Below are 21,064 nucleotides of genomic sequence, written 5' to 3'. Positions count from 1 at the left end.
TTAAGCTAAGCCAGAGTGTAAACGCTGACTTTTTCTCTTCAAATGCAACTGATTGCTTTTGTTGGTTTTGATCGAGTTGCTAATTGATCTTATCGATAAATGATTTTTAACGGTTCAACAGAGAAAAATTGTGAGCAGAGGAGGGTTTTTAGGTTTGTTTGCTTGGTTTTTAAACAGTGGAGTAACATTCCTGCAGCAACAAGTTTGGATTAATCGACCTAGATCACGCTACTAGGTAGGGGGTATAACTGCTAGTTGTTTGTAATACTCGATTTATGAGCTGTAGATCACGCTAAATTGAATGATGAAATAAAATATTTAACAATCGGGTTACAATGTGATTATTATACTGACGAAGCATTAACCAATCATACAGGGAGTTTTTTAATGCAGTCGTTAGTCGATTTTCTTAATGGAATAATTTGGAGCCCAGTGCTTATTTATCTGTGTCTGGGTGCAGGTCTGTTTTACTCCATTACCACACGTTTTGTACAGCTTCGTCACTTCAGAGAGATGTGGCGCCTATTGTTATCAGGTAAAAGTTCCGCTCAGGGTATCTCCTCTTTTCAGGCATTAGCCGTTTCTCTTTCTGGGCGTGTAGGTACAGGTAACATTGCTGGCGTTGCTGCGGCGATCGGTTTTGGTGGTCCGGGTGCAGTGTTCTGGATGTGGGTTGTTGCCTTCCTTGGTGCTGCAACCGCTTATAGTGAGTCTGCGTTGGCTCAGATTTACAAAGAAGAAGATGAAGATGGTCAGTTCCGTGGTGGACCTGCCTACTACATTGAAAAAGCAATGGGGCAGAAATGGTATGCGTGGTTATTCGCTATCGCGACAATCTTTGCCTGTGGTGTTCTGCTTCCGGGTGTCCAATCCAACAGTATTGGTAATGCGGTAGAGGCGGCTTTTGGTCCTGGTCAAATGATTGAAACAACCATCGGTACAATTAGCCTCGCGAAAATTGTTACCGGTACGTTTGTTTCTATTATCCTAGCGTTCATTATCTTCGGTGGTGTAAAGCGTATTGCTAACTTCACTCAGATAGTTGTACCTTTCATGGCGCTGGCCTACATTGTGGTTGCCTTTATTATCATCCTACTGAACATCAACATGGTACCAAGTATCTTTATGATGATTTTAGGTGATGCCTTTACGCCTATGGCCGGGGTTGGTGCCGCAATCGGTTGGGGTGTTAAGCGGGGCGTTTACTCGAACGAAGCCGGTCAGGGTACAGGTCCTCATGCAGCAGCGGCAGCAGATGTACAGCACCCAGCTCAGCAAGGTTTGGTACAGTCGTTCTCTATCTACATCGATACCTTGCTAGTGTGTTCGGCAACGGCGTTCATGATTTTGATTACGGGTGCATACAACGTACACGGTGGTGCAGAGGGCATGTTCCTTGTCCAGAACTTGGCGGCGGACATTGGTGCTAACGGCCCGGTATTCACCCAGATGGCTATTGAGAGCGCAATGCCAGGCATCGGTAAACCATTCATTGCCTTTGCACTGTTCTTCTTCGCCTTTACGACGATTCTTGCTTACTACTACATTGCAGAAACTAACATCGCTTACATTCGCCGCTCAGTAAAAGTGCCTGGCATGATGTTTGTCCTGAAAGCAGTGCTGATTGTTGCGGTATTCTACGGCACGGTGAAAACAGCCAACCTTGCTTGGGCAATGGGTGATGTGGGCGTGGGTTTGATGGCCTGGTTGAACATCGTCGGTATCTTGATTATTTTCTTCCTATCGAAACCCGCTCTAAAAGCGCTGAAAGATTATGAAGAGCAGCAAAAAGCGGGCGTGACAGACTTTACGTTTGACCCTGTTAAGCTTGGCATCAAGAACGCTGACTTTTGGGAGAAGAAACTCCACGGAAAGGTGACATCGGAAGAGGTTGAAGGCGCAGAGCCCGTTAAGACAACTATCTAGTCGATTAACATTTAAATAATGCAAAGGCCATTGGATTGTATCCAATGGCCTTTTGGTATTTATTGCCATGAGAAACTTGTGAATCGGGCTGGATAATAGGAAGCGGCTTTACGGTAATGTTAGTGTTGATGGCAAAATATCGCCATGATCAGGTTTTGGCTTTACCGTGCCAGCAGTACATGCCATTTACCCGACAGGGTGATGATTAAGTTATTGAAAAGTAATATGTGTCATGTGTTTGTCAGGCTCATGTCGTTCACCATCATCCAGTAGAGATGTACATTGGAATCAAACAGCAGGAAGGATTCTACGATGATTGTTAGAAAATTAAGGTTACAGCGTGGCTGGTCTCAGGAGCACCTCTCAGCCTTGTCTGGTTTGAGTGTCCGGACTATCCAACGTATCGAGCGAGGCCAGAAGGCCGGATTGGAATCCTTAAAATCATTGGCTGCTGTGTTTGAAATTCCAGTTACCGATCTTCAGGGAGAACCAGAAATGAACGAGAAAACGCAAATTACCTCAGAGGAAAGAAAAGTGATTGAGCAGGTGAGAGAGATTAAGGGCTTCTACTCACACTTGGTCACCTACGTATTGGTTATTGCCATGCTGTTTGTGATTAATTTCATGACCGACCCGAGCTATATCTGGGCATGGTGGCCTGCAATGGGCTGGGGGATTGGGATTGTGTCACACGGTTTGAGTGCTTTTGAAGTGTTCAACTTTTTTGGCGCAGAGTGGGAAAAGCGTCAGATTGAAAAACGCCTCGGCAGAAAACTCTGACATAAAAAATGCCGGCTGATAGCCGGCATTTTATGAATCAGAGTCTTTGACTTACAAAGCAACTACATTCGCTGCTTGGAGTCCTTTTTGACCTTGTTCAGTTTCAAAGGAAACTTTTTGGCCTTCAGCAAGCGTTTTAAAACCCTCTGAAGCGATAGCACGGAAATGAACGAATACGTCAGCACCGCCGTTATCTTGAGTAATAAAACCAAAACCTTTCTCTTCGTTGAACCACTTTACGATACCAGTATTTGAATTAGACATATCATGCCCCTTATAAAATTAATTAGTAAATAAACCGCCAGAATGCGATGTGCTAAATGGTTGAATTATTTAATGTTACGATAAATATAAGGGAAGCATTGAGGTACAAACGATAACGTAAGTGTAGCTAAAGGCTTAACTTGTACTTGATGTTGCATTTAATAACTATCTAAACAATAGAGCGAGAGAGATATTAACACCTGTACGTTTTTTGTACAGTTATATTTTTGAATGGTCATTCCTTTCCAACGCCTGATCGGCTTTTACAGCGGCATCGGCAACCTGAACACTAAGCTCCTTGATGTTTAACGTATTGGTATTAATTTCTTCAGCAACAAGGCTTTGCTCTTCTGCGGCAGACGCAATTTGTAAATACATATCGTTGATCTGCTGAATCGCTTCACTGATCCTGACGAGTGATTTCGACTGCAAGATCAGGTTTTGCAATTGCTTGGTGAAGGCGTTGAAACTTGTTGCCAGCACGGCAAACTTCTGATCGGTATTCGTATTTAATCGCATCTGTTTGTAATTGATTGACGGCCGCAAAGGCGACACTCTCATCCAGTACTGCCCCGATATACCATTCTTGGCCAGTGATTTGAGTAAATGATCATGCCACGCTTTCACCGTCTAGCTCAGCGTGCACGGCATCTGTTGAAATGGGGTGGTTGCCAAGAAAATCGGCCATTGGCTTACCGTTATATTTCGCGTCGGGATGGGCAATGGTGGTCCCATCTCCGTCTACGATGAAGAGGTAACCAGCATTAAACAAAGACACCTGGTTAACCAGTTCGGCTAATCTCGACAAACTCATATCGAAAAAGATCGCACCTTGGCACTGTCCATTCAAAATTAAAGGGCTAGCGATGAAAACCAATATTTCATTGGTGACCGAATATGCGTAAGGCGCCGTGATAACGATATCGCGGCTTTGCTTGCGTCGATATACCAATGACGAGTACGTGGCTCCTAAGATTCCCCAGGGTTCCAGTTAGGAGCATTGTTGGTAAAGCTAGCGTCTTTTTCAAATCCCAGCCAAGTGAGCAAGAAAGCGTGTTTGAGAGTGGGGTGCTCAATGACGGTATGGATGTTTTCCAGCGATATATCGCTGGTCACCAGACTGGCGGTATAAGCGGTCAACGACTTTTTACTGGATAATTCGGCATTAACCGTATTGCTCATGCCGGAAATGATTTCCTTCATGCTTTGCATAACCAAAGGCTGGATTTGTTTTTTAGTATTGGAATATTGGTTGGCAGAAAGTAGCGCGAGTGCCATCAACAGGATTGCCGACGATGTGCGACAACTTTATGGCTGAACTTCATTAGATCCCTCAACAAGCACAGAAACTAGAGTAGTTATAATGTCGGCGTTGTGTGCTACTTGGTGATTATTTTGGTGCGGCATAATAAGTGGTATTCATGTAGTAGGGCCAGCACCTAACTTCATCGTGTATAAATGATGATGGCATATGTAGAATCATTCGTCATTAATCTGTTGGTTATGTCTCTTTCTGGTTTTAAGTATCTGTTTTATATGTTTATTGTTGTGGCGATGTGTGATTAAATTGGTTGATATGATGAATTGTAAAGATGAAATTGTCTTTATATAAAGCTGTTATATGCCTAAGCAAAAATGGAAAAAATGATGTACAAATATTGTTCGTTTTCAGAATATACAGTTACTAATATCTTAAATGATGAATTGTATATGAATCACTATGAATCATTTAATGACCCTTTTGAGTGTTGGTGTAATATCGTTACTGGATTTCCGTCAAAAGACGAAAAATCAGAAAGGTTGAAAAAGATTTTAAATGCTTGGAGATTTGAAGACATTAGCGATTCTGATGCCTTTGAAAATTATGATTTATATGTTGATTCGATATCAAGTATGGAACCTGATATTCCAGGACTTATAGATCATGCAAGAATTACATGTTTTAGTAAGAGACCAGATAATTTACTAATGTGGTCACATTACGCTGATGGGTTAAGAGGGTTTTGTCTAGAGTTTGATCCAAATCTGATACTTGTTAACAATCCAAATTTTGCCAAAATATATGAAGTTGAGTATGAAGATCAACCAGCAGAGATAGATACTGCTCTTATAGCTGTGTTAATGGATCAAATTGATTACAACACATGTGCTCTAGAGTCAGTAAGTAGTGATGATGAGGCATTATGTTATGAGAGTGGGCTTGATAAATCTTTAATTAATAGCAATGAAATATATATGAAAATGTTAGCAACAAAGCCCTTAGATTGGAAATATGAAGAAGAGATTAGAATTATTTACCAAAGCTTTTGCGAGAAAAAGTCAGGGCAGTTTCTTAAATATCCCCCTCAAGCAATAAAATCGGTCATTTTTGGAGAGAAAATGTCAGAAAAACAGAGGGACGCATTAAAAGTATTGTTCGAGCTTCATCCATATCCGATTGCTTTTAAAACAGCAAAAAGAGAGAAAGGAAGCTTTGGTGTTATTCTTGATAGCGGCATATAACAAAAACATCAAGTTGACGCTGGACTTCACCCGTTTTACTCGGCATTTTTGGTATGAAATTCGGTGTGCTTGGTTAGTTCATCGTAGCGCAACTTATGTTAGGCGTTATAAGCTCAAAGGAGTTTTAGTGAAAAAATATAGTAATTCAGCCCATAGAATATTGAATATAATACAGATAGCAGCTCCATCTGGTGGCAATAACCCAACAACAACAGTGTGGGCTAACGTTTTTGGCTTAGATGCAGAGTTAGCTAAAAGTGACCCGCATTTTGTGCATCAGAAGTTAACTCTATTTAGAGCTGAACTCGATTTACTCGCTTCGGCGATGGCAACAACAGGTTTCTCAGAAAAGCTTTACAAGCCATATATTAACAATATCTCAAGAACTGTTTCAGTGACTAATATAGGAGCAGCTTGGAGTAGTTATTCATCTAACCTTGGCGCAGATACTATACTGGCAATTAATTTTTGCGCTGAAATCCTTCCTGATGAGTCAGAGTGTGACTTTGACTCTTTAACCGAAATTATTGATTCAATAACTAAGCTTCGAGAGCAAGTCGAAAATTCCGATTTACATGAAGTAACTAAAAGCTTTGTATTGTCGCAAATTTCAATAATTGAAAAAGCGATACAAAATTATCCTATTACGGGTGTCGACTCTATAAAAAGAGCATTTTCTGAGGGATTTTCTGATATCTGTAGTCGTGCAGATAACATCCGAGAAGAAGATGCAGATATTAGAAGTAAAGTGGGTGAATTTTGGGTCAAACTTCGCAAGGTAGGCGGTGCTGCTGTTGAGGCTGACAAAATTGTGAGTGCAGTTGTCAAATTAGTTGAAAATGGCGACAAATTAAAAGATGGCATAGCAGGCTTACTACAATGAGTTTATAACAAGGCCATCAATACGACCAACGCTCGGCATTCTGGGTCTGAATTGGCTGTGGTGTTTTCGGTGGTCTATCAACATTATCGTAATGCGTTACTGGCGTATTATGGCAAGCGTTATGTGTCTGTCAGAGATAGCAGAAATGGAAGAATCAAAAACAATTAGAGCCTTCAAAAGTGAGCTTATAAAAATAATGCCTTACTTTCCAAACACAAAGGAAGTTCAGACAGAGTTACTAGAACAGCATTTAAGCTCGGTTATGTTCCATTACCTGCATTGGGCGTCTAGGCTTATTCCCGTTAGACCAAGGGTGGTAAGTATAGAGCCTTATTTGTTACAGGACTCTCGCTGGAGTGAATACGAAAACGATGTACGGGAATTACTTAGAAAAGTCGAGTTAGGAGAAGACTTAACTGAACATCTCTCCAATAAGGTGCTCACGAAAGGCTACACTCCTAAGGACTACATCATTGCTAAGGGTGACGCATGGACAGATAAAGATCAGTTGTTAAACACTAAAGGTTTTCATCATCTACATTTACATGCTGGAAAGTCGAAAAAGGGGAGTATTGTACTGTTCGCGCAAGTTAGCAGAGATAAACTTACGGCGGTAGCTTTGTTTGACCACTCTGTTTTTGATTATGACAGACATGAAATGTCCGAAGAAAGGCGGCGAATGTGGGCTATATCTGACCATATAGCAGCTAGAGAGCTTCCACCGAATTCAGTTTACATGTCATACCCTATAACTACGTCAGGGCACCCACTCCATATCAATTCCATGACTCATGAATACTGGCATGTAATTAGTCAAATTGATCACAAGGTAGATAGCCGAGATTTTGCAGAAGAAATGTTTGCAGGTTGCAGTACACAAATGCCTAAGAAACCCAAATTTAGATGGTTACTGTATGGGCTTGATTTGGGACTATTAGAAACTAAGACCAGAAATTTCTTCGTTTTTAGAAGGGGTTACCTATAAAGACACATAACAAATAAGAATACGTGTCGCGCAGTCGACACTTCTATCCGGTTGTTGGACAAGCCCGTATAACCTTATTAAGTAAATTGCTCGGAGGGAGTTTGATGGGCGTTGCGCCCGTGACTTTGCTCAAGACGAGCGCAGCCTAGAAGTGATAACAATGCTATTCACTTCAGTGGCTTACTGCCTGAGTTCGGTATTACGTTGGCGTTCTCCTCGTAGGTGTTGAGTGCCATTATCCTTATTCAGTCTGCCTTGCGGTTATCTCGGTCGGGTGGAGCCGACGCACGTCATCTCACGCTGTAAGATGAGCATCAAGAACATTAATCCCGACAATCGCAGGTGGAATGTTGGCAAACATAACAAGGACTTTCGAGCGAGTTATTGTTTTATGGATCAGTATCTTGCCTTGTTCATCTTCGCCGTGGATACTGAACGAATGTATGGCTAAATCAATGCCATAAATTGATGGTGACATGGTGGCTTCCAAGGACTGTAGTCAGACTTACCAAGTGTGGCAGAGCTTGATGAGGGGGAGTCCATGTCATTCGTTATGCGAAACGGAGGATTTACTGGTAGGATGAAAAGTTTAGCTGTTTTTCTATTGGGTCTTCTTATGAGTTTCGGAGTCCTAGCTGATCCATTGATTATGTGCCCGAATGGAAGAGTAAAGTCTGGTGATACTTATGAATTTGTTAAATCAAAGTGTGGTTCACTCTATGGTTTATCTTCAGGGACTCAGAGCTTGGATGGAGTAAATTTAAAATATCGCACAATGAAAGTGAAATTTAAGGATGGTACAAAGGCTGCCTTTGTCTTCATTAACGATAGGTTGTTGAATGTAATTGTTTTCGACTAGGTTTCTACAACACTTGTCTGCAATTTTGTCAAATTCACATAGCAAATAAGGATTAAACGCTGCGAAGCCAGCGCTAAATCCCGATTGTTGAACAAGCCCGATGCCTCTATATAAGTAAATTGTGCGATCATGTTTAGATGTGGCATCGCATTGATGATTTTCACAAGGCGAACGCTGTCATGACAAGACTAAGAGTTTTATCTTATCAGATGGTTATCTACACACTGCTTGGCCTTTTTAAGCGTTGATTGTTTGTTGCTCTGGCGATTTGATCTTAACGAAGCGCGTTGAAGGGCGGGTGACAGCCACACAAATAGCCACAGCATCGTTGAGATCGTTCTTGGCACTCGTCCTGAAAGGTGCCACATATTTCGATGCCATGATCTTTGGCGTATGGCCGAGTTTTGCCAGTTCTCGAGCCCTGTAATGGGAAGCCCCGCAGGCTTCCATATCGACAATCGCAGGTGGAATGTTGGCAAACATAACAAGGACTTTCGAGCGAGTTATTGTTTTATGGATCAGTATCTTGCCTTGTTCATCTTCGCCGTGGATACTGAACGAATGTTTGGCTAAATCAATGCCATAAATTGATGGCGACATGGTGGCCTCCAAGGACTGTAGTTAGACTTACCAAGTGTGGCAGAGCCTGATGAGGGGGAGTCCATGTCATTCGTTATGAGCCCTTGCATAAATCTATCTATAGAGATTGAAAATATGATTAGAAAATATCGTGAAAAAGATATCGAGTCTGTTCTTCATGTTTGGCTCAAAACATCAATAAAAGCTCACAACTTCATTCCTGCGGAGTTTTGGGAATCCGAACTCGAAAGCATGAGAAATGTCTATGTTCCGGCTTCAGAGCTATATGTTTACGAATTAGACTCAAGTGTAGTTGGCTTTTATGCGCTAAAGGATAATGAGCTAGCCGCAATATTTCTCTTACCTGAATGTCAAGGCCATGGTATTGGCAAGCAACTTCTGAGTCATGCGAGAGAGCAAAGAGAGGAATTGACACTTACGGTATACAAGGAAAATAAGGCTAGTTACGATTTTTATCTATCTCAAGGATTTCGGGTGGTTAATGAAGAAGTCGGTGAAAAAACGGGCCACTTACAGTACATAATGATTTCGGGCGCATAACAAATAAGGATTAAACGCTGCGAAGCCAGCGCTAAATCCCGATTGTTGAACAAGCCCGAAGCCTCGATATAAGTAAATTGTGCGATCATGTTTAGATGTGGCATCGCATTGATGATTTTCACAAGGCGAACACTGTCATGACAAGACTAAGAGTTTAATCTTATCAGATGGTTATCTACACGCTGCTTGGCCTTTTTAAGCGTTGATTGCTTGTTGCTCTGGCGATTTGATCTTAACGAAGCGCGCTGGAGGGCGGGTGACAGCCACACAAATAGCCACCGCATCGTTGAGATCGTTCTTGGCTCCCGTCCTGAAAGGTGCCACATATTTCGATGCCATGATCTTTGGCGTATGACTGAGTTTTACCAGTTCTCAAGCCCAGTAATGGGAAGCCCCGCAGGATTCCATCCTGACAATGGCAGGTGGAATGTTGGCAAACATAACAAGGACTTTCGAGCGAGTTATTGTTTTATGGATCAGTATCTTGCCTTGTTCATCTTCGCCGTGGATACTGAACGAATGTTTGGCTAAATTAATGCCATAAATTGATGGTGACATGGTGGCCTCCAAGGACTGTAGTCAGACTTACCAAGTGTGGCAGAGCCTGATGAGGGGGAGTCCATGTCATTCGTTATATTGGCAAATTAAATTGGGAGTTAAGAAATGGATTTTCTACTATCAACGTTAGTTTTAATTGGAGCAGGTGCATTTTACTATTTCGTTTTATATTCAAAGCCACAAGATGATGATTGGCACAAACTACCATCGCTTTCAGAGTATCTAGCGAAGCATCCAGAGTGTAAAACAGAAGATCCCGAAAGTGCAAAGTGCTATAGCTGTGGCTCAGACAAGGTGATTTTCCAGCCACTGACCAGTCATGAAGACCCAAGATATAAGCATATTTGTTTATCATGCAAAAAAATCTTGTTTAAAAGTAAAGCGATAATGTCTTAGAAAATGCCAATATAACAAATAAGGATACGTGTCGCGCAGCCGACACTTCTATCCGGTTGTTAGACAAGCCCGTATAACCTTATTAAGTAAATTGCTCGGAGGGAGTTTGATGGGCGTTGCGCCCGTGACTTTGCTCAAGACGAGCGCAGCCTAGAAGTGATAACAATGCTATTCACTTCAGTAGCTTACTGCCTGAGTTCGGTGTTACGTTGGCGTTCTCCTCGTAGGTGTTGAGTGCCATTATCCTTATTCAGTCTGCCTTGCGGCTATCTCGGTCGGGTGGAGCCGACACACGTCATCTCACGCTGTAAGATGATCATCAAGAACATTAATCCCGACAATGGCAGGTGGAATGTTGGCAAACATAACAAGGGCTTTTGGGCGAGTTATTGTTTTATGGATCAACACCTTGCCTTGTTCATCTTCGCCGTGGATACTGAACGAATGTTTGGCTCAATCGATGTCATAAATTGATGGTGACATGGTGGCCTCCAAGGATTGTAGTCAGACTTACCAAGTGTGGCAGAGCCTGATGAGGGGGAGTCAATGTCTTTCGTTATACCACTATGTGAGAAATTGAGTTTCTGCATACCAGAAAGTAGTTTACGATTCGGCTTTTTAAATCGGTTCTATATATGTCGTATGAAGTTAAGTCTGAGGCTCTTGCTAGCGCTATTCTAGCTCTTGTTGATGGTGGAGTAGATGATTCGTACTGTTATCGTAATTTGGTTGATAATTTGTATGCGTACCGTGTCGGTGCAGTAAATGGGACTGGCAAGTGGGATACAAAGAAGATAAAAGAGCATTGCCAATGGACAGCCTCTGCTCGAAATACTGACAAGGTTGAGAAAGAACATGTTGTGCCAATGGCAGAGGTTGTGCGCATCTTACTTTCGTTAACGAATCCTCAAATCTCAGATGTTTATGATGTTATCGACAGCTACTGTGTCTACTGTATTGTAACGCCGGAAGAACATAGTATTTTGAATGTAAAATACCAAAGAAAAATGCCAGCAGAGTTCTGGGATAGTAACTCTGGCTACTATATGGATGCTTGGGCAAGATACAAGTTGTCTGGCTTAGAGGTCGGGTTTTAGTCACGGTTCAACAAATTGTTCAAGAGTGATTCGGCACGCGTAGCATTTTTACTATGCATTGTTTTTGTGGTTAAGGTGTCTGCGGAAGCATAGGTATTGCGTGCTTCACACTTTAATGTGGCTATAGCTCCCCCGGTTGCCAACAACAGCGTCAGGTAATATAAGGTTTGGGACTGCCGCTCTACATTCGGTCTGTTTACTGGCTTTGTTGCCATGACCCGGTGAAGCTATTTATTCCTTTGTAAGCACCCCATAAACCCCGCATTCAAATAGAATGATGAGCCTTTTATGATCTTAATTCCGACACATGAGAAGACAAGATCATGGCCAATCGACGTAGTGACCAGGAATGGCTGGCAATATTCCAGCAGTATGAAAGTAGTTCCCTGACTCAAAGAGAGTTCTGCCGACAGAATAAAATCAGCACCTCCACCTTTTTCGCTAAACGACGTCTGCTGCAACTCTCCACTGAAAATCGTCATAGCGGATTTATCCGAGCTGAAGTTATTGAACAAAGCACCCACTACCAAATTGCTAAACCTGTAGCGGCGAATATGACGCTCAGTTTTAACGATATTGAGCTGAGCATTCCGCAGGGTACACCTGCGGTTTATTTGGCAGAGCTTATTGGCGCTCTCCAGTCATGAAAGGGTTAATCAATCCTCCTGCTATTTACTTCTACCGTGAGTTCCTTGACTTCCTCAAATCTATCAACGGCCTGGCGGCGCTGGTCGAATCTGAAACTGATTTGTCTTTAGACTCAGGGGCGCTGTTCTTGTTGACCAACAAACAGCGCGACAAATTAGTTGAGCAACAAGTTACTGGAGTGAGCTGTATCCACATCATTGCTTACAGAATATCATCAAGGGCAATAGCTTAGTAAAGTAAATAAATAGAGTAGGCAAAGAACAAAATACGCCATGAAAAATAGTCTTTTGAACTTGCCATGCGGGGGTTAAAACTTATAGTTCAAGCCTACAGACATAAGTAAGTCGTTGCTTTCATAGAAGTCGATATTCGATGTTGTAAATGTGCTGCCAACAAACGATATTGCGCTCCAGTTGTCCCAACCAGGAATATTGGCATACTCATAGGCCAAGAATAGGCTATAAATATCATCTGAACGCTCTTTGCCAAAAATGGGATTCACAGCATTGAAATCGCGATAAGCATAACTGCCAGTTAACGCCAGCGAATGACCGGATGAAAAATATAAATAAGTCAGCTCTGCTTTGTACTTATTGTAAGAAGCCGCTTTTCCCTCTGCATCACGACCTGTATAGCTGAATGCCGAAATTAATCCGGAGTTAGACCCCAACATTGAGCGATACTGGCCTTTAAGGTAATAGGTTGAACTATCCCTTAGCAAGGCCTGCTCGGTTATCTGATCGTTGTCAATCTCAGACGTTGCGTAAGCCATATCAAAGGAAACACCACTATTCCAAATGTTGGATAACTTCAGGCGATAGGCATTTCCATCTATATCCGTTGTCGTTCTACTTTCCCCAACCAGGTAAGGGTCAGCCCACACTTCGCCGGAGAGCACTGTCGGTAATACACCGATATCGAGTCGAGTACCATCTAGAAAATCATACTGGTAACCTAGTTCAAAAGCGAGCGTGCCCACAGCCAAATCATCACGGGATGTCCCCATATAAATTCGATGTGAGTTTTGGTTGTCTAATGCATAGCTAACGCTACCAAGTGGAGCTACAAATGCATTGTTGGTGTGAGAAACCTGATCATTCAAGCTAGCCAGTGTCTTGTCACCATTCGGATTAAGGTTGGAGTCAGATGTTGCAAAACCGGCATTAATAGAAAGCTCCCCACTAAAACGTGAAGTATCAGAGGCCTGAGCAATGAAAGCGATACCAGAGAAAAGTGTAACCAGACAAAATTGCGTTTTTTTCATAATCAATACTCATCAATAGAAAATGTGGCGCATCTTTCCTTAGGCTCAACTCCATTTCGTTGGTGAGAAGATTAAGCTAATGTTCTTATCTAACCAATGGATTAGAGAAATTCATTTATGACATATCCGATTGAACGCAGACTTGGCGGCCTTGCCCTGAGGAGTGCGTAGAGTGTCTGGTTTAATGCTGAATTATCACCCACTAGATACACTTTTTTACTCGGGTTGGATAACGCTATCAAAGAAACTTTGCATCGTTTGATGGATTAATTGGTTAAGAGGAAACCCCCGTTTCGATTGTAAATAACCACCATTAATATGAATTTGCCTTAATTCCTTTGGCATAGGTGGTAACGGATAAGTGCCAAGCCCCATATGCAATTGTGTCATAAAGCTACTACCAAATAAGATCGCATCAGAATTACTTAACTTACTGAGCAGTAATCGAATACTGTGAGTAGTTAGCGATAGCGTGGGGTGATAGCCTCTTGATATATAGAGTTCTTCAAGGGGTGAACGTTTCGAGCTGATCCCATCAATAATAACGCGAGCTAATGGTAGTTGATGGATATCGTCCCAGTTACTGGTTTGACTCAATACCGGGTGATTTTCTCTCGCAACCAGACAAAGCTTTATCCTTTGTAGTGTGTGCTGATAAATCTCCTGAGGAAGCGGGTAAGCTGCAAAGTGGATCATATAATCAATATTGCCACTTAACATTTCAGCCAATGAGTTTTCTTGCCAATAAATTAGCTTAAAGTTCGCTTTAGGTAATACAGTTCTCAGTGCGTTAAAGATGCCATCTCCATAGAGTTCTAAGAAAAAAACATTCATGGCGATAGTAATTTCGCCATGGAATTCATTGGGCTCGAAGTTCTGGTAGGACTCTACCACCTTGATTAAAGGGGTGAACATTTCATCGGTGGCTTCGGCAAGCTTTGCTGCTAATTCAGAGGGTTCAACACCATGAGCTTTGCGAATAAATAGCTGATCGCCAAATGTTTCGCGAAGCTTGGCCAAACCGCGACTGACACTGGTTTGTGAGATGCCTAATTTATTAGCAGCAGCATGTGTGTTACGTGTTTCAACAACGGCTTGTAGGAGCTTGAGTAAATTCAGGTCTAAATCTTTTAGATTATTTTTCATCATTGCTCCTTTGTAACCGGATAGACAGCTTTATCAAAAAACGATTGGAGCACCTGATGAAGATACTGATTAACTGGATTACCACGGCGAGTCTGTAAATACGCGCCATTAATATCCAATTGATTATAACGTTTAGTCAAAGGTGGCAACGAGTAGGCTTCTATTTCCGGGGCTATATCCTTAACGTACTCACTGGAATACATAATTGCATCTGTATTTTTGACAAGCTCAACAGCAGTTCGCACACTGTGCGTTGTAAGCACAAAATTCGCTTTATAGCCTTGCTGCTCATATATTTTATCCAGAATACCCCGCTTAGGGTTAATGCCATCCAAAAATAGCCTCACAATTGGCAAGCCGTGTATTCGCTCCCACTCGCTACTGAGCGTTAACACCGGATGTGCTTTTCGGGCAAGTACAACGTTTTCAATTTGAGCCAGATTACGGCAATACACTTCTTGGGGCATGCTGTAAGAGGCAAACTGGAGAACATAGTCAATATTGCCCTGTAGTACCTCGTACAGGGAGTCTTTCTGCCATTGAGCTATGTTAAAAGAAGCATGAGGTAAAGAACGCTTCAGTTGCATGATCAGCGATGGCCCGAAAAATTCCAGCAAAAAGGTATTCACTAAAATCGTGATGTTTCCATCAAAGTCTTCAGGATTAAAATCTTGATAAGTATCCAGCACTTTTAATAATGGGTTAAGCATCTCACTTGTAGCTTCTGCCATTTTTTTAGCTAATTCCGAAGGTTCAACGCCATGAGCCTTTCGAATAAACAGTTGATCACCAAAACTTTCTCGTAGCCGAGCCATTCCTCGACTAACACTGGCCTGTGAAATTTTGAGTTTTTCTGCGGCTGCATGTGAGTTTTGTGTTTCAACTACCGCTTGCAGGATTTTTAAAAGATTGAGATCAAGCTCTTTTAACTTTGCGTCCATACTGTCCCTGTAAGTTGGAGATGATAAGTTAATAATAGCAAAAGGCTATTAGTAGTACTTCTCTTATATGCCCCAACTAAATACAACGTAAAAAATAAGTTACAAGCACAACCTGCAAGATCAATATTCAAATGCAATGCTTGCCTATACCACTTTAGAGAAAAACAAAGCCTCCTTCTTCATGTTTAGTGTCAGAAATGAATTTCTATAATTCATCGAATTTATGATTCTGTGCATTTAAATTACACCCATCGCAGCAAGGAATGCTAGTCCAAACTAACTGTTAAGGTGAAAAGATGAAGGCACGTAAAATCATTCTCTCTCTTCTGGCAACAAGTATTCTAAGTACTGGTGTGGTAGCAAAAGAAAATGAAAAGGTTTTGTCCTTGTCCACCCAACCTGTACCGCTTTCAACTGCGGTGAGTGATGAGTTCTATCAGTTCTCAGCACGCGTTCCTGCTGCGAACGTTGAAGCTATGTATAAGAACATCCCGCAAACTAAATCGGATTGGAAGGCATTGATTAATCAGAGAGACATGGCTGCCATTCAAACGGCTAAAGAGTTATCTGAAAAGTTTGGCACTTCCATTGTTAAAGACAATATTGCGGGCGTAGACGTGTATTGGATTACTCCTAAAGCCATTACCCCTGAGCTGGAAGACAAGCTCTTTGTCGTCAATCAGGGCGGGGCGTATATGTTCAATAGTGGGCTGGCTTCAACAACTGAAGCCCATGTCATTGCTCACTTTCTGCAAATGCCGGTATTAGCGATCGATTACGCAAAAGCACCAGAGCACCCAGCGCCTGCTGCACGTAACGACATTGTTGAGGTATGGAAAGCGCTGCTCAAAACGAGAAGTGCGGATTCAATGGTAATGGGAGGAACCTCAGCTGGGGCCACTTTAACTGTATTAACCCATCAGGAACTCCTTAACCAAGAATTACCAACGGCTGCGGCACTTTATATTGGTACTCCGTCAGTTGATATGACAATGACGGGTGATAGCCGTTATATCAATGAAGGGCTGGATCATGTATTAGGGGCATGGAGAGGAATCTCTAAAGAAATAATCAGCGTATATATTGGTGACATAGACCCAGAAAACTCTATTGTGTCGCCTATCAATGGAAATTTTGATAATTTCCCCCCAAGTTATCTTATTACCGGTACACGCGACTTACTACTTAGCGATACCATCCGGCTAGATCGAGAACTAAAAAGAGCGGGGGCTTATACACAACTTAATGTGTATGAGGGGCAATCTCACGGAGATTATATTTTTGCACTAGGCACGCCTGAGTCAACAGAGCATTATCAGGCACTGAGCAAGTTTATGTATAGTCATCTGGTGAAATAAAGACGATGATATAGAGTTGGGGGGATCTCTCAGCTCTATGACTTCTTCCTCATCAAAACCACTCAATACAGTCATCTCTTGAAACTGGCGTTTATCAAGGATCAGTGTTTGCCATTCCTGGTCAGCTCGACGTTTCGATATTCACCATATCTCCGGTTCTATGATAAGCGTGCAGGAAGGTTATTTGCACCATAGGCTAAGCCGATCGGTTTTATTGCCAATGGCCGAGATAACAGCCCTGGCACAGTGAACCAATAATGTCCTGAGGTGCTTGTCTCCTTTTTTGGTTATTCGGCCAAGTCTGGGTTTACCACCGGTTGAATATTGTGACGGTACCAACCCGAGCCAAGCTGCAAAGTCCCGGCCTCTATCAAATTGTTCGCCTTTACCAATACTGGCGATAACGGCAGTAGCCGTAATTGGGCCGATACCTGCAACTTTCATTATTTTTTGTGCATTATGGCTACGAGAAACGAGCATATTGAAGCAGTGTTCTTGGTCAGCAATACGCTGATTTATACTCAGCAAGTGCTCGTCACTGTCGGAGATAATAGCTCTGGCGATTTGTCTTAACGAAGCGCGCTGAGGGCGGGTGACAGCCACACAAATAGCCACCGCATCGTTGAGATCGTTCTTGGCACCCGTCCTGAAAGGTGCCACATATTTCGATGCCATGATCTTTGGCGTATGACTGATTTTTACCAGTTCTCAAGCCCAGTAATGGGAAGCCTCGCAGGCTTCCATCCCGATAATCGCAGGTGGAATGTTGGCAAATATAACAAGGACTTTCGAGCGAGTTATTGTTTTATGGAACAGTATCTTGCCTTGTTCATCTTCGCCGTGGATACTGAACGAATGTTTGGCTAAATCAATGTCATAAATTGATGGCGACATGGTGGCTTCCAGCATTTGTTAATCAGACTTACCAAGCGTGGCAGAGCCTGATGAGGGGGAGTCCATGTCATTCGTTACGGGTATTTAAATTAAAACGATGGGGTAACCTTGTTTCGTTGGGTTAATCTTATACCCAGAGTTATAAATCACATGGAGAATTTAGCATGGATGCAAGGTATAAGGGTTATTTTCAATCCTATGCAAGTACATTATCAGAGCCTCAACGTTCTGAGATTCTAGATGTAGAAACTACTTACTTTTGTGACGATGAATACAACACAAACGAGTGTGCTAGATTGGTATCTGTTGGCAAAAAGCGCGCAACATGTAGTGTAAAGGAAGCTTATCGTATCGAAGGTGAAGAGTTACCAAAAGTAGGACAACACCAAATAGTATTGGACTGGAAAAAGAATCCAGTCTGTATAGTTAAGATCACCAATGTTGATTTTTGCCCATTTGGACAGGTTAGTCGAGAATTTGCAGAATCAGAGGGGGAAGGAGACGGTACTTTTGAGTGGTGGTATAAAGCACATAATGATTTCTTTACGCAAGACTGTAAATTAGCGTACGACATAGACTTCAATGACTCTACTGAGCTCGTACTGGTTTCGTTTGAGTTGGTGTACAAGTAATTATCGATACAAAGAAACTAAGACGGGTTCCCAATTGTGGTAAAGCTTGATGAGGGGGAGTCCGTACTATTTGTTATGAGCTTCCAAGAATAGAAAGGAAAATATGGCAGTATTAGACATTCTTACGGCACCAGATCCAAGGCTTAAGGTCAAAGCGGAGAAGGTGCAAGATCTGGAGTCGATACAAACGTTAATCGACGATATGTTGGAAACCTTGTATGCGACTGACAATGGTATAGGTTTAGCTTCAACTCAGGTTGGTCATAAAGAAGCCGTTGTTATTATCGACCTTTCAGATAACCGCGACGAGCCATTAATTTTGGTTAATCCAGAAGTTGTTAGTGGAACAGACAAAGCTCTAGGGCAAGAAGGCTGTCTGTCTGTGCCAGACTATTATGCTGAAGTAGAGCGTTTCACTTCGGTTGTGGTATCTGCTTTAGATCGTGAAGGTAACCCATTTACAATTGAAAGTGATGAATTTCTAGCTATCGTAATGCAGCACGAAATTGATCACTTATCGGGTAACTTGTTCATTGACTATCTTTCGCCTCTTAAGCGTCAAATGGCAATGAAAAAGGTCAAGAAATACGTCAAAGCACACTCTTCCCCTCGCTCATAATCAATATGAGCTTTCTCGAAGCTAATAGGTAAACAGATCACGTTGGCTGTTCGAGAATTGAAGCTTGTTCTATGAACAATGTAATTGATGAGTTATTTAACACGTTTACAATACTGATGTTGAGGTCGTCAACATGCCTGACGGTGAGTGTGTTAGTTACATGTTTAGTATGCTGACGATGTAATTTAGGACAATCCCTTACGTATGGATAAATGAATCTAAATCAGAAATGTCCAAAAATGCGCTGAAATTATTCTTCTATCTGTGGATGGGAGTATTGTTGGTACTTGGGTAGTTGGTCTCGTAAGTTGCCAAATGTTGTTCGGGCGCTTTGTTTAGAAAGCTTGTTCATTAGCCAATCAGGTAGTAAACCGCCTGGGTCAGCAAATGCCTTGTACTCAATCAAAGTGGTGCCATGGGTGAGCTTTCTTAGTGTCCAACTGGCATCAACGGAGCGGATGCGAATATCGTCACTTTGTTCAACAAGAGTGTAGTCAGAAGCGTCTTTAATGTTTATCGTGAACCCTAGTTCATTAAGCCAATACTTAGAGTAAGTGATCATATTACGATCTCTTGCAGGCCATGGGGCGGTGAATTGGGTATATACGATATTTTCAGTGGCAGATATCTGATTTATAACTCGGCTGTGGCTAGCTTTATCAATCCAGTTGGGCACATTCTCACTATCTTCCAATAGAGATAAAAAAGCACTGTAACTGGTTGGAGTGTACATCTGAGCACGAATTTCAATCAAGCCATCTGTATGTTCATGCGTGTAGATAGTAATCCCATTATTATCGCTATCAAATTGCCAGTAGCTGTCCACCTCAGCGCCGACTATACCTGACATCAATACTGTCGCTATGAGTATACTAACCCGTAAAGCGGCCATGGTTCACCTATCCAAAAACTGAGATTAATTTCAAGCATATACAATTTCAAAAGGAAAATCAGTTTGTCGTGAGTCACTATAGTCGATATAAAAAAGCAGCCTTTGAGGGCTGCCTTTATTATCAAGATAATTAACGGATGATTAGTCAATCAAATCGTATTGTTCGCGAAGCACTGAGACGATTTCAGCCTTCGGGTTTTCAGACAACTGGATTTTCTGGCCAGTGATTTTCTCGGCAATCTCGGTGTAGACCTTGGATAGATTCATCAGCGCATCTACTGGAAGTTCGTTGTCACGGGCGAGAGCGAAACGCTCGTCCATGCGATCTTTGTTTAGCATGATGTCTGCATCAGGGAAGTGATTCAAAAGCATCTGACGGAAGCCTTCCTTGGAGTTCTCAACGATCTCACCATTACGGTATGCCTTTCCATCCCAAATACGGGAAGAGTCCGGTGTACCGACTTCATCCATGTAAATCAGCTTTTCATTGCCTTCGGCATCGGTTACGTAACCAAATTCAAACTTGGTATCGACGAAGATTTGATCTAGCGAGGCCAGCTCTTTGCTGATCACATCAAAACCTTCCTCAAGCAGCTGCTCATAACGGCTGATGTCATTTGTGCTGCGGAAGTTGAATGCTTCGAAATTGTTCACAAGATCAGAACGTGTGACGTTGACATCATCGACTTCAGGCACGCCCGGAATACCCGTAAGAATCCCCTTAGTTGATGGCGTCATCAGTAGCTGAGGTAGCTTCTGATCCTTTTCCAGTCCTTCTGGCAGCTCGATACCACAGAAGTTGCGTTCGCCTTGGCTGTAAGCACGCCACATAGAGCCGGTGATGTACTGACGGCAAATCGCCTCAACCATAACTGGCTTAGCTTTTTGTACAATCCACACGAACGGGTGGGGGATATCAAGAATGTGACTGTCGGCCAGGCCATTTTCGCGGAACAATTTGAACCAATGGTTAGAAATAGCGTTAAGAGCAGCACCTTTACCTGGTACGCCTTTTAGGCCACCTTCGGCATGCCAGATGCAGTCAAAAGCGGAAATGCGGTCGCTGATCACCATGATAGCCAGAGGGGCATCAGGCTGAACGTTATAGCCTTTCTCTTTGATCAAGCGACGGCTATCTTCTTCGGTTAACCAGTAGACGGAACGAACTTTACCGCTATGAACGGGTTTATCAGTTCGGATTGGCAGGTCATCATTTACAGCGAGAACTTGATCAGCAAGGCTCATGGCGAATTCCTATTTCAAAAGTTAAACGAAGGTAT

The 21,064-nt window shown here is 42.4% G+C and carries 25 protein-coding genes and 2 pseudogenes; 13 read left to right on the top strand and 14 right to left on the bottom strand.

The genetic code is table 11. The features are described 5' to 3' along the window. Nucleotides 1-387: 387 nt before the first annotated feature. Both C9I99_RS07625 and C9I99_RS07620 read left to right on the top strand, forming a co-directional pair. Entirely contained in the window at nt 388-1,926 is a 1,539-nt protein-coding gene (locus C9I99_RS07625; RefSeq protein WP_107348251.1) for an alanine/glycine:cation symporter family protein, read from the top strand. 312 nt (nt 1,927-2,238) lie between these two features. After that, complete coding sequence (locus C9I99_RS07620) at nt 2,239-2,706, top strand: 2TM domain-containing protein (RefSeq protein WP_107348250.1); 468 nt, start codon at nt 2,239-2,241, stop codon at nt 2,704-2,706. 51 nt (nt 2,707-2,757) lie between these two features. Here the strand turns inward: C9I99_RS07620 and cspE are convergent, their stop codons facing one another. The 4 genes from cspE to C9I99_RS07600 all read right to left on the bottom strand — a co-directional run bounded on the left by cspE (nt 2,758) and on the right by C9I99_RS07600 (nt 4,248). Beyond that, nucleotides 2,758-2,970 carry a transcription antiterminator/RNA stability regulator CspE gene (cspE, locus tag C9I99_RS07615; RefSeq protein WP_107348249.1) on the bottom strand — a complete coding sequence of 71 codons (213 nt, stop codon included), beginning with the start codon at nt 2,968-2,970 and terminating at the stop codon, nt 2,758-2,760. A 219-nt stretch (nt 2,971-3,189) separates the two neighbouring features. After that, the gene (locus tag C9I99_RS07610) at nt 3,190-3,597 is read right to left on the bottom strand and encodes a methyl-accepting chemotaxis domain-containing protein (protein WP_133638215.1); all 408 of its coding nucleotides are present in this window, start codon (nt 3,595-3,597) and stop codon (nt 3,190-3,192) included. Then, nucleotides 3,581-3,922 (bottom strand): PDC sensor domain-containing protein, encoded by a 342-nt coding sequence (locus C9I99_RS07605; protein ID WP_166645378.1) that lies wholly within the window; start codon nt 3,920-3,922, stop codon nt 3,581-3,583. The genes C9I99_RS07610 and C9I99_RS07605 overlap by 17 nt, the downstream gene beginning before the upstream one ends. Nucleotides 3,923-3,939: 17 nt before the next feature. Then, the gene (locus C9I99_RS07600) at nt 3,940-4,248 is read right to left on the bottom strand and encodes a hypothetical protein (protein ID WP_107348246.1); all 309 of its coding nucleotides are present in this window, start codon (nt 4,246-4,248) and stop codon (nt 3,940-3,942) included. Nucleotides 4,249-4,680: 432 nt separating this feature from the next. Between C9I99_RS07600 and C9I99_RS07595 the strand changes: the two genes are divergently transcribed. The 3 genes from C9I99_RS07595 to C9I99_RS07585 all read left to right on the top strand — a co-directional run bounded on the left by C9I99_RS07595 (nt 4,681) and on the right by C9I99_RS07585 (nt 7,340). Next, nucleotides 4,681-5,472 carry a DUF2971 domain-containing protein gene (locus C9I99_RS07595; protein WP_170108143.1) on the top strand — a complete coding sequence of 264 codons (792 nt, stop codon included), beginning with the start codon at nt 4,681-4,683 and terminating at the stop codon, nt 5,470-5,472. Between the two features lie 127 nt (nt 5,473-5,599). Further along, nucleotides 5,600-6,355, top strand: a complete 756-nt coding sequence (locus tag C9I99_RS07590; RefSeq protein WP_133638214.1) for a hypothetical protein — start codon at nt 5,600-5,602, stop codon at nt 6,353-6,355. A gap of 145 nt (nt 6,356-6,500) precedes the next feature. Further along, nucleotides 6,501-7,340 carry a hypothetical protein gene (locus C9I99_RS07585; protein WP_107348539.1) on the top strand — a complete coding sequence of 280 codons (840 nt, stop codon included), beginning with the start codon at nt 6,501-6,503 and terminating at the stop codon, nt 7,338-7,340. Nucleotides 7,341-7,635: 295 nt separating this feature from the next. Here the strand turns inward: C9I99_RS07585 and C9I99_RS07580 are convergent, their stop codons facing one another. Both C9I99_RS07580 and C9I99_RS07570 read right to left on the bottom strand, forming a co-directional pair. Continuing rightward, complete coding sequence (locus tag C9I99_RS07580; protein ID WP_208113361.1) at nt 7,636-7,818, bottom strand: hypothetical protein; 183 nt, start codon at nt 7,816-7,818, stop codon at nt 7,636-7,638. Between the two features lie 627 nt (nt 7,819-8,445). Then, a pseudogene (locus tag C9I99_RS07570) lies at nt 8,446-8,799 on the bottom strand (IS110 family transposase); the annotation flags it as partial. A 114-nt stretch (nt 8,800-8,913) separates the two neighbouring features. Between C9I99_RS07570 and C9I99_RS07565 the strand changes: the two are divergent. After that, complete coding sequence (locus C9I99_RS07565; RefSeq protein WP_107348538.1) at nt 8,914-9,339, top strand: GNAT family N-acetyltransferase; 426 nt, start codon at nt 8,914-8,916, stop codon at nt 9,337-9,339. A 195-nt stretch (nt 9,340-9,534) separates the two neighbouring features. On the opposite strand, the gene C9I99_RS27165 is transcribed toward C9I99_RS07565, so the two are convergent. Both C9I99_RS27165 and C9I99_RS07560 read right to left on the bottom strand, forming a co-directional pair. Next, nucleotides 9,535-9,678: a hypothetical protein gene (locus C9I99_RS27165; RefSeq protein ID WP_166645377.1), complete on the bottom strand. Its 144-nt coding sequence runs from the start codon at nt 9,676-9,678 to the stop codon at nt 9,535-9,537. A gap of 33 nt (nt 9,679-9,711) precedes the next feature. Next, nucleotides 9,712-9,897, bottom strand: a complete 186-nt coding sequence (locus C9I99_RS07560; protein WP_107348242.1) for a hypothetical protein — start codon at nt 9,895-9,897, stop codon at nt 9,712-9,714. Between the two features lie 105 nt (nt 9,898-10,002). Between C9I99_RS07560 and C9I99_RS07555 the strand changes: the two genes are divergently transcribed. The 4 genes from C9I99_RS07555 (at nt 10,003) to tnpB (ending at nt 12,270) form a co-directional block, all read left to right on the top strand. After that, nucleotides 10,003-10,293, top strand: coding sequence for a hypothetical protein (locus tag C9I99_RS07555; RefSeq protein WP_107348241.1), 291 nt, complete (start codon nt 10,003-10,005; stop codon nt 10,291-10,293). Nucleotides 10,294-10,928: 635 nt separating this feature from the next. Further along, entirely contained in the window at nt 10,929-11,390 is a 462-nt protein-coding gene (locus C9I99_RS07550) for a hypothetical protein (RefSeq protein ID WP_107348240.1), read from the top strand. Nucleotides 11,391-11,713: 323 nt separating this feature from the next. Further along, the gene (gene tnpA, locus C9I99_RS07540; protein ID WP_107348239.1) at nt 11,714-12,037 is read left to right on the top strand and encodes an IS66 family insertion sequence element accessory protein TnpA; all 324 of its coding nucleotides are present in this window, start codon (nt 11,714-11,716) and stop codon (nt 12,035-12,037) included. Then, on the top strand, nt 12,034-12,270 hold the full coding sequence (tnpB, locus tag C9I99_RS07535) for an IS66 family insertion sequence element accessory protein TnpB (RefSeq protein ID WP_107348238.1): 237 nt from the start codon (nt 12,034-12,036) through the stop codon (nt 12,268-12,270). The genes tnpA and tnpB overlap by 4 nt, the downstream gene beginning before the upstream one ends. Nucleotides 12,271-12,345: 75 nt before the next feature. On the opposite strand, the gene C9I99_RS07530 is transcribed toward tnpB, so the two are convergent. The 3 genes from C9I99_RS07530 to C9I99_RS07520 all read right to left on the bottom strand — a co-directional run bounded on the left by C9I99_RS07530 (nt 12,346) and on the right by C9I99_RS07520 (nt 15,389). After that, nucleotides 12,346-13,302 (bottom strand): DUF2860 family protein, encoded by a 957-nt coding sequence (locus C9I99_RS07530; RefSeq protein WP_107348237.1) that lies wholly within the window; start codon nt 13,300-13,302, stop codon nt 12,346-12,348. A 216-nt stretch (nt 13,303-13,518) separates the two neighbouring features. Next, the gene (locus C9I99_RS07525; protein WP_244916302.1) at nt 13,519-14,451 is read right to left on the bottom strand and encodes a LysR family transcriptional regulator; all 933 of its coding nucleotides are present in this window, start codon (nt 14,449-14,451) and stop codon (nt 13,519-13,521) included. Further along, nucleotides 14,448-15,389 (bottom strand): LysR family transcriptional regulator, encoded by a 942-nt coding sequence (locus C9I99_RS07520; RefSeq protein ID WP_107348235.1) that lies wholly within the window; start codon nt 15,387-15,389, stop codon nt 14,448-14,450. Before C9I99_RS07520 ends, C9I99_RS07525 begins: the two co-directional genes overlap by 4 nt. 296 nt (nt 15,390-15,685) lie before the next feature. On the opposite strand from C9I99_RS07520, the gene C9I99_RS07515 reads away from it, so the two are divergent. Next, the gene (locus C9I99_RS07515) at nt 15,686-16,747 is read left to right on the top strand and encodes an alpha/beta hydrolase fold domain-containing protein (protein ID WP_107348234.1); all 1,062 of its coding nucleotides are present in this window, start codon (nt 15,686-15,688) and stop codon (nt 16,745-16,747) included. A gap of 183 nt (nt 16,748-16,930) precedes the next feature. On the opposite strand, the pseudogene C9I99_RS27660 reads toward C9I99_RS07515, so the two are convergent. Next, nucleotides 16,931-17,641 (bottom strand): annotated as a pseudogene (locus C9I99_RS27660) (IS110 family transposase); the annotation flags it as partial. A 164-nt stretch (nt 17,642-17,805) separates the two neighbouring features. Between C9I99_RS27660 and C9I99_RS07505 the strand changes: the two are divergent. Both C9I99_RS07505 and def read left to right on the top strand, forming a co-directional pair. Beyond that, nucleotides 17,806-18,273 carry an ASCH domain-containing protein gene (locus C9I99_RS07505; protein WP_107348233.1) on the top strand — a complete coding sequence of 156 codons (468 nt, stop codon included), beginning with the start codon at nt 17,806-17,808 and terminating at the stop codon, nt 18,271-18,273. Between the two features lie 103 nt (nt 18,274-18,376). Beyond that, nucleotides 18,377-18,892: a peptide deformylase gene (gene def, locus C9I99_RS07500; protein WP_107348232.1), complete on the top strand. Its 516-nt coding sequence runs from the start codon at nt 18,377-18,379 to the stop codon at nt 18,890-18,892. Nucleotides 18,893-19,142: 250 nt separating this feature from the next. Here the strand turns inward: def and C9I99_RS07495 are convergent, their stop codons facing one another. Further along, nucleotides 19,143-19,742: an START domain-containing protein gene (locus C9I99_RS07495; RefSeq protein ID WP_243734380.1), complete on the bottom strand. Its 600-nt coding sequence runs from the start codon at nt 19,740-19,742 to the stop codon at nt 19,143-19,145. A 183-nt stretch (nt 19,743-19,925) separates the two neighbouring features. Continuing rightward, on the bottom strand, nt 19,926-21,029 hold the full coding sequence (locus C9I99_RS07490) for a phosphoribosylaminoimidazolesuccinocarboxamide synthase (protein ID WP_107348230.1): 1,104 nt from the start codon (nt 21,027-21,029) through the stop codon (nt 19,926-19,928). Between the last annotated feature and the right edge of the window lie 35 nt (nt 21,030-21,064).

It is taken from the genome of Photobacterium lutimaris (genome assembly GCF_003025555.1).
Lineage (GTDB): Bacteria > Pseudomonadota > Gammaproteobacteria > Enterobacterales > Vibrionaceae > Photobacterium > Photobacterium lutimaris.
Note: the sequence above shows the minus strand (reverse complement) of the source record. Positions and strands in the feature narration are given on the sequence as shown.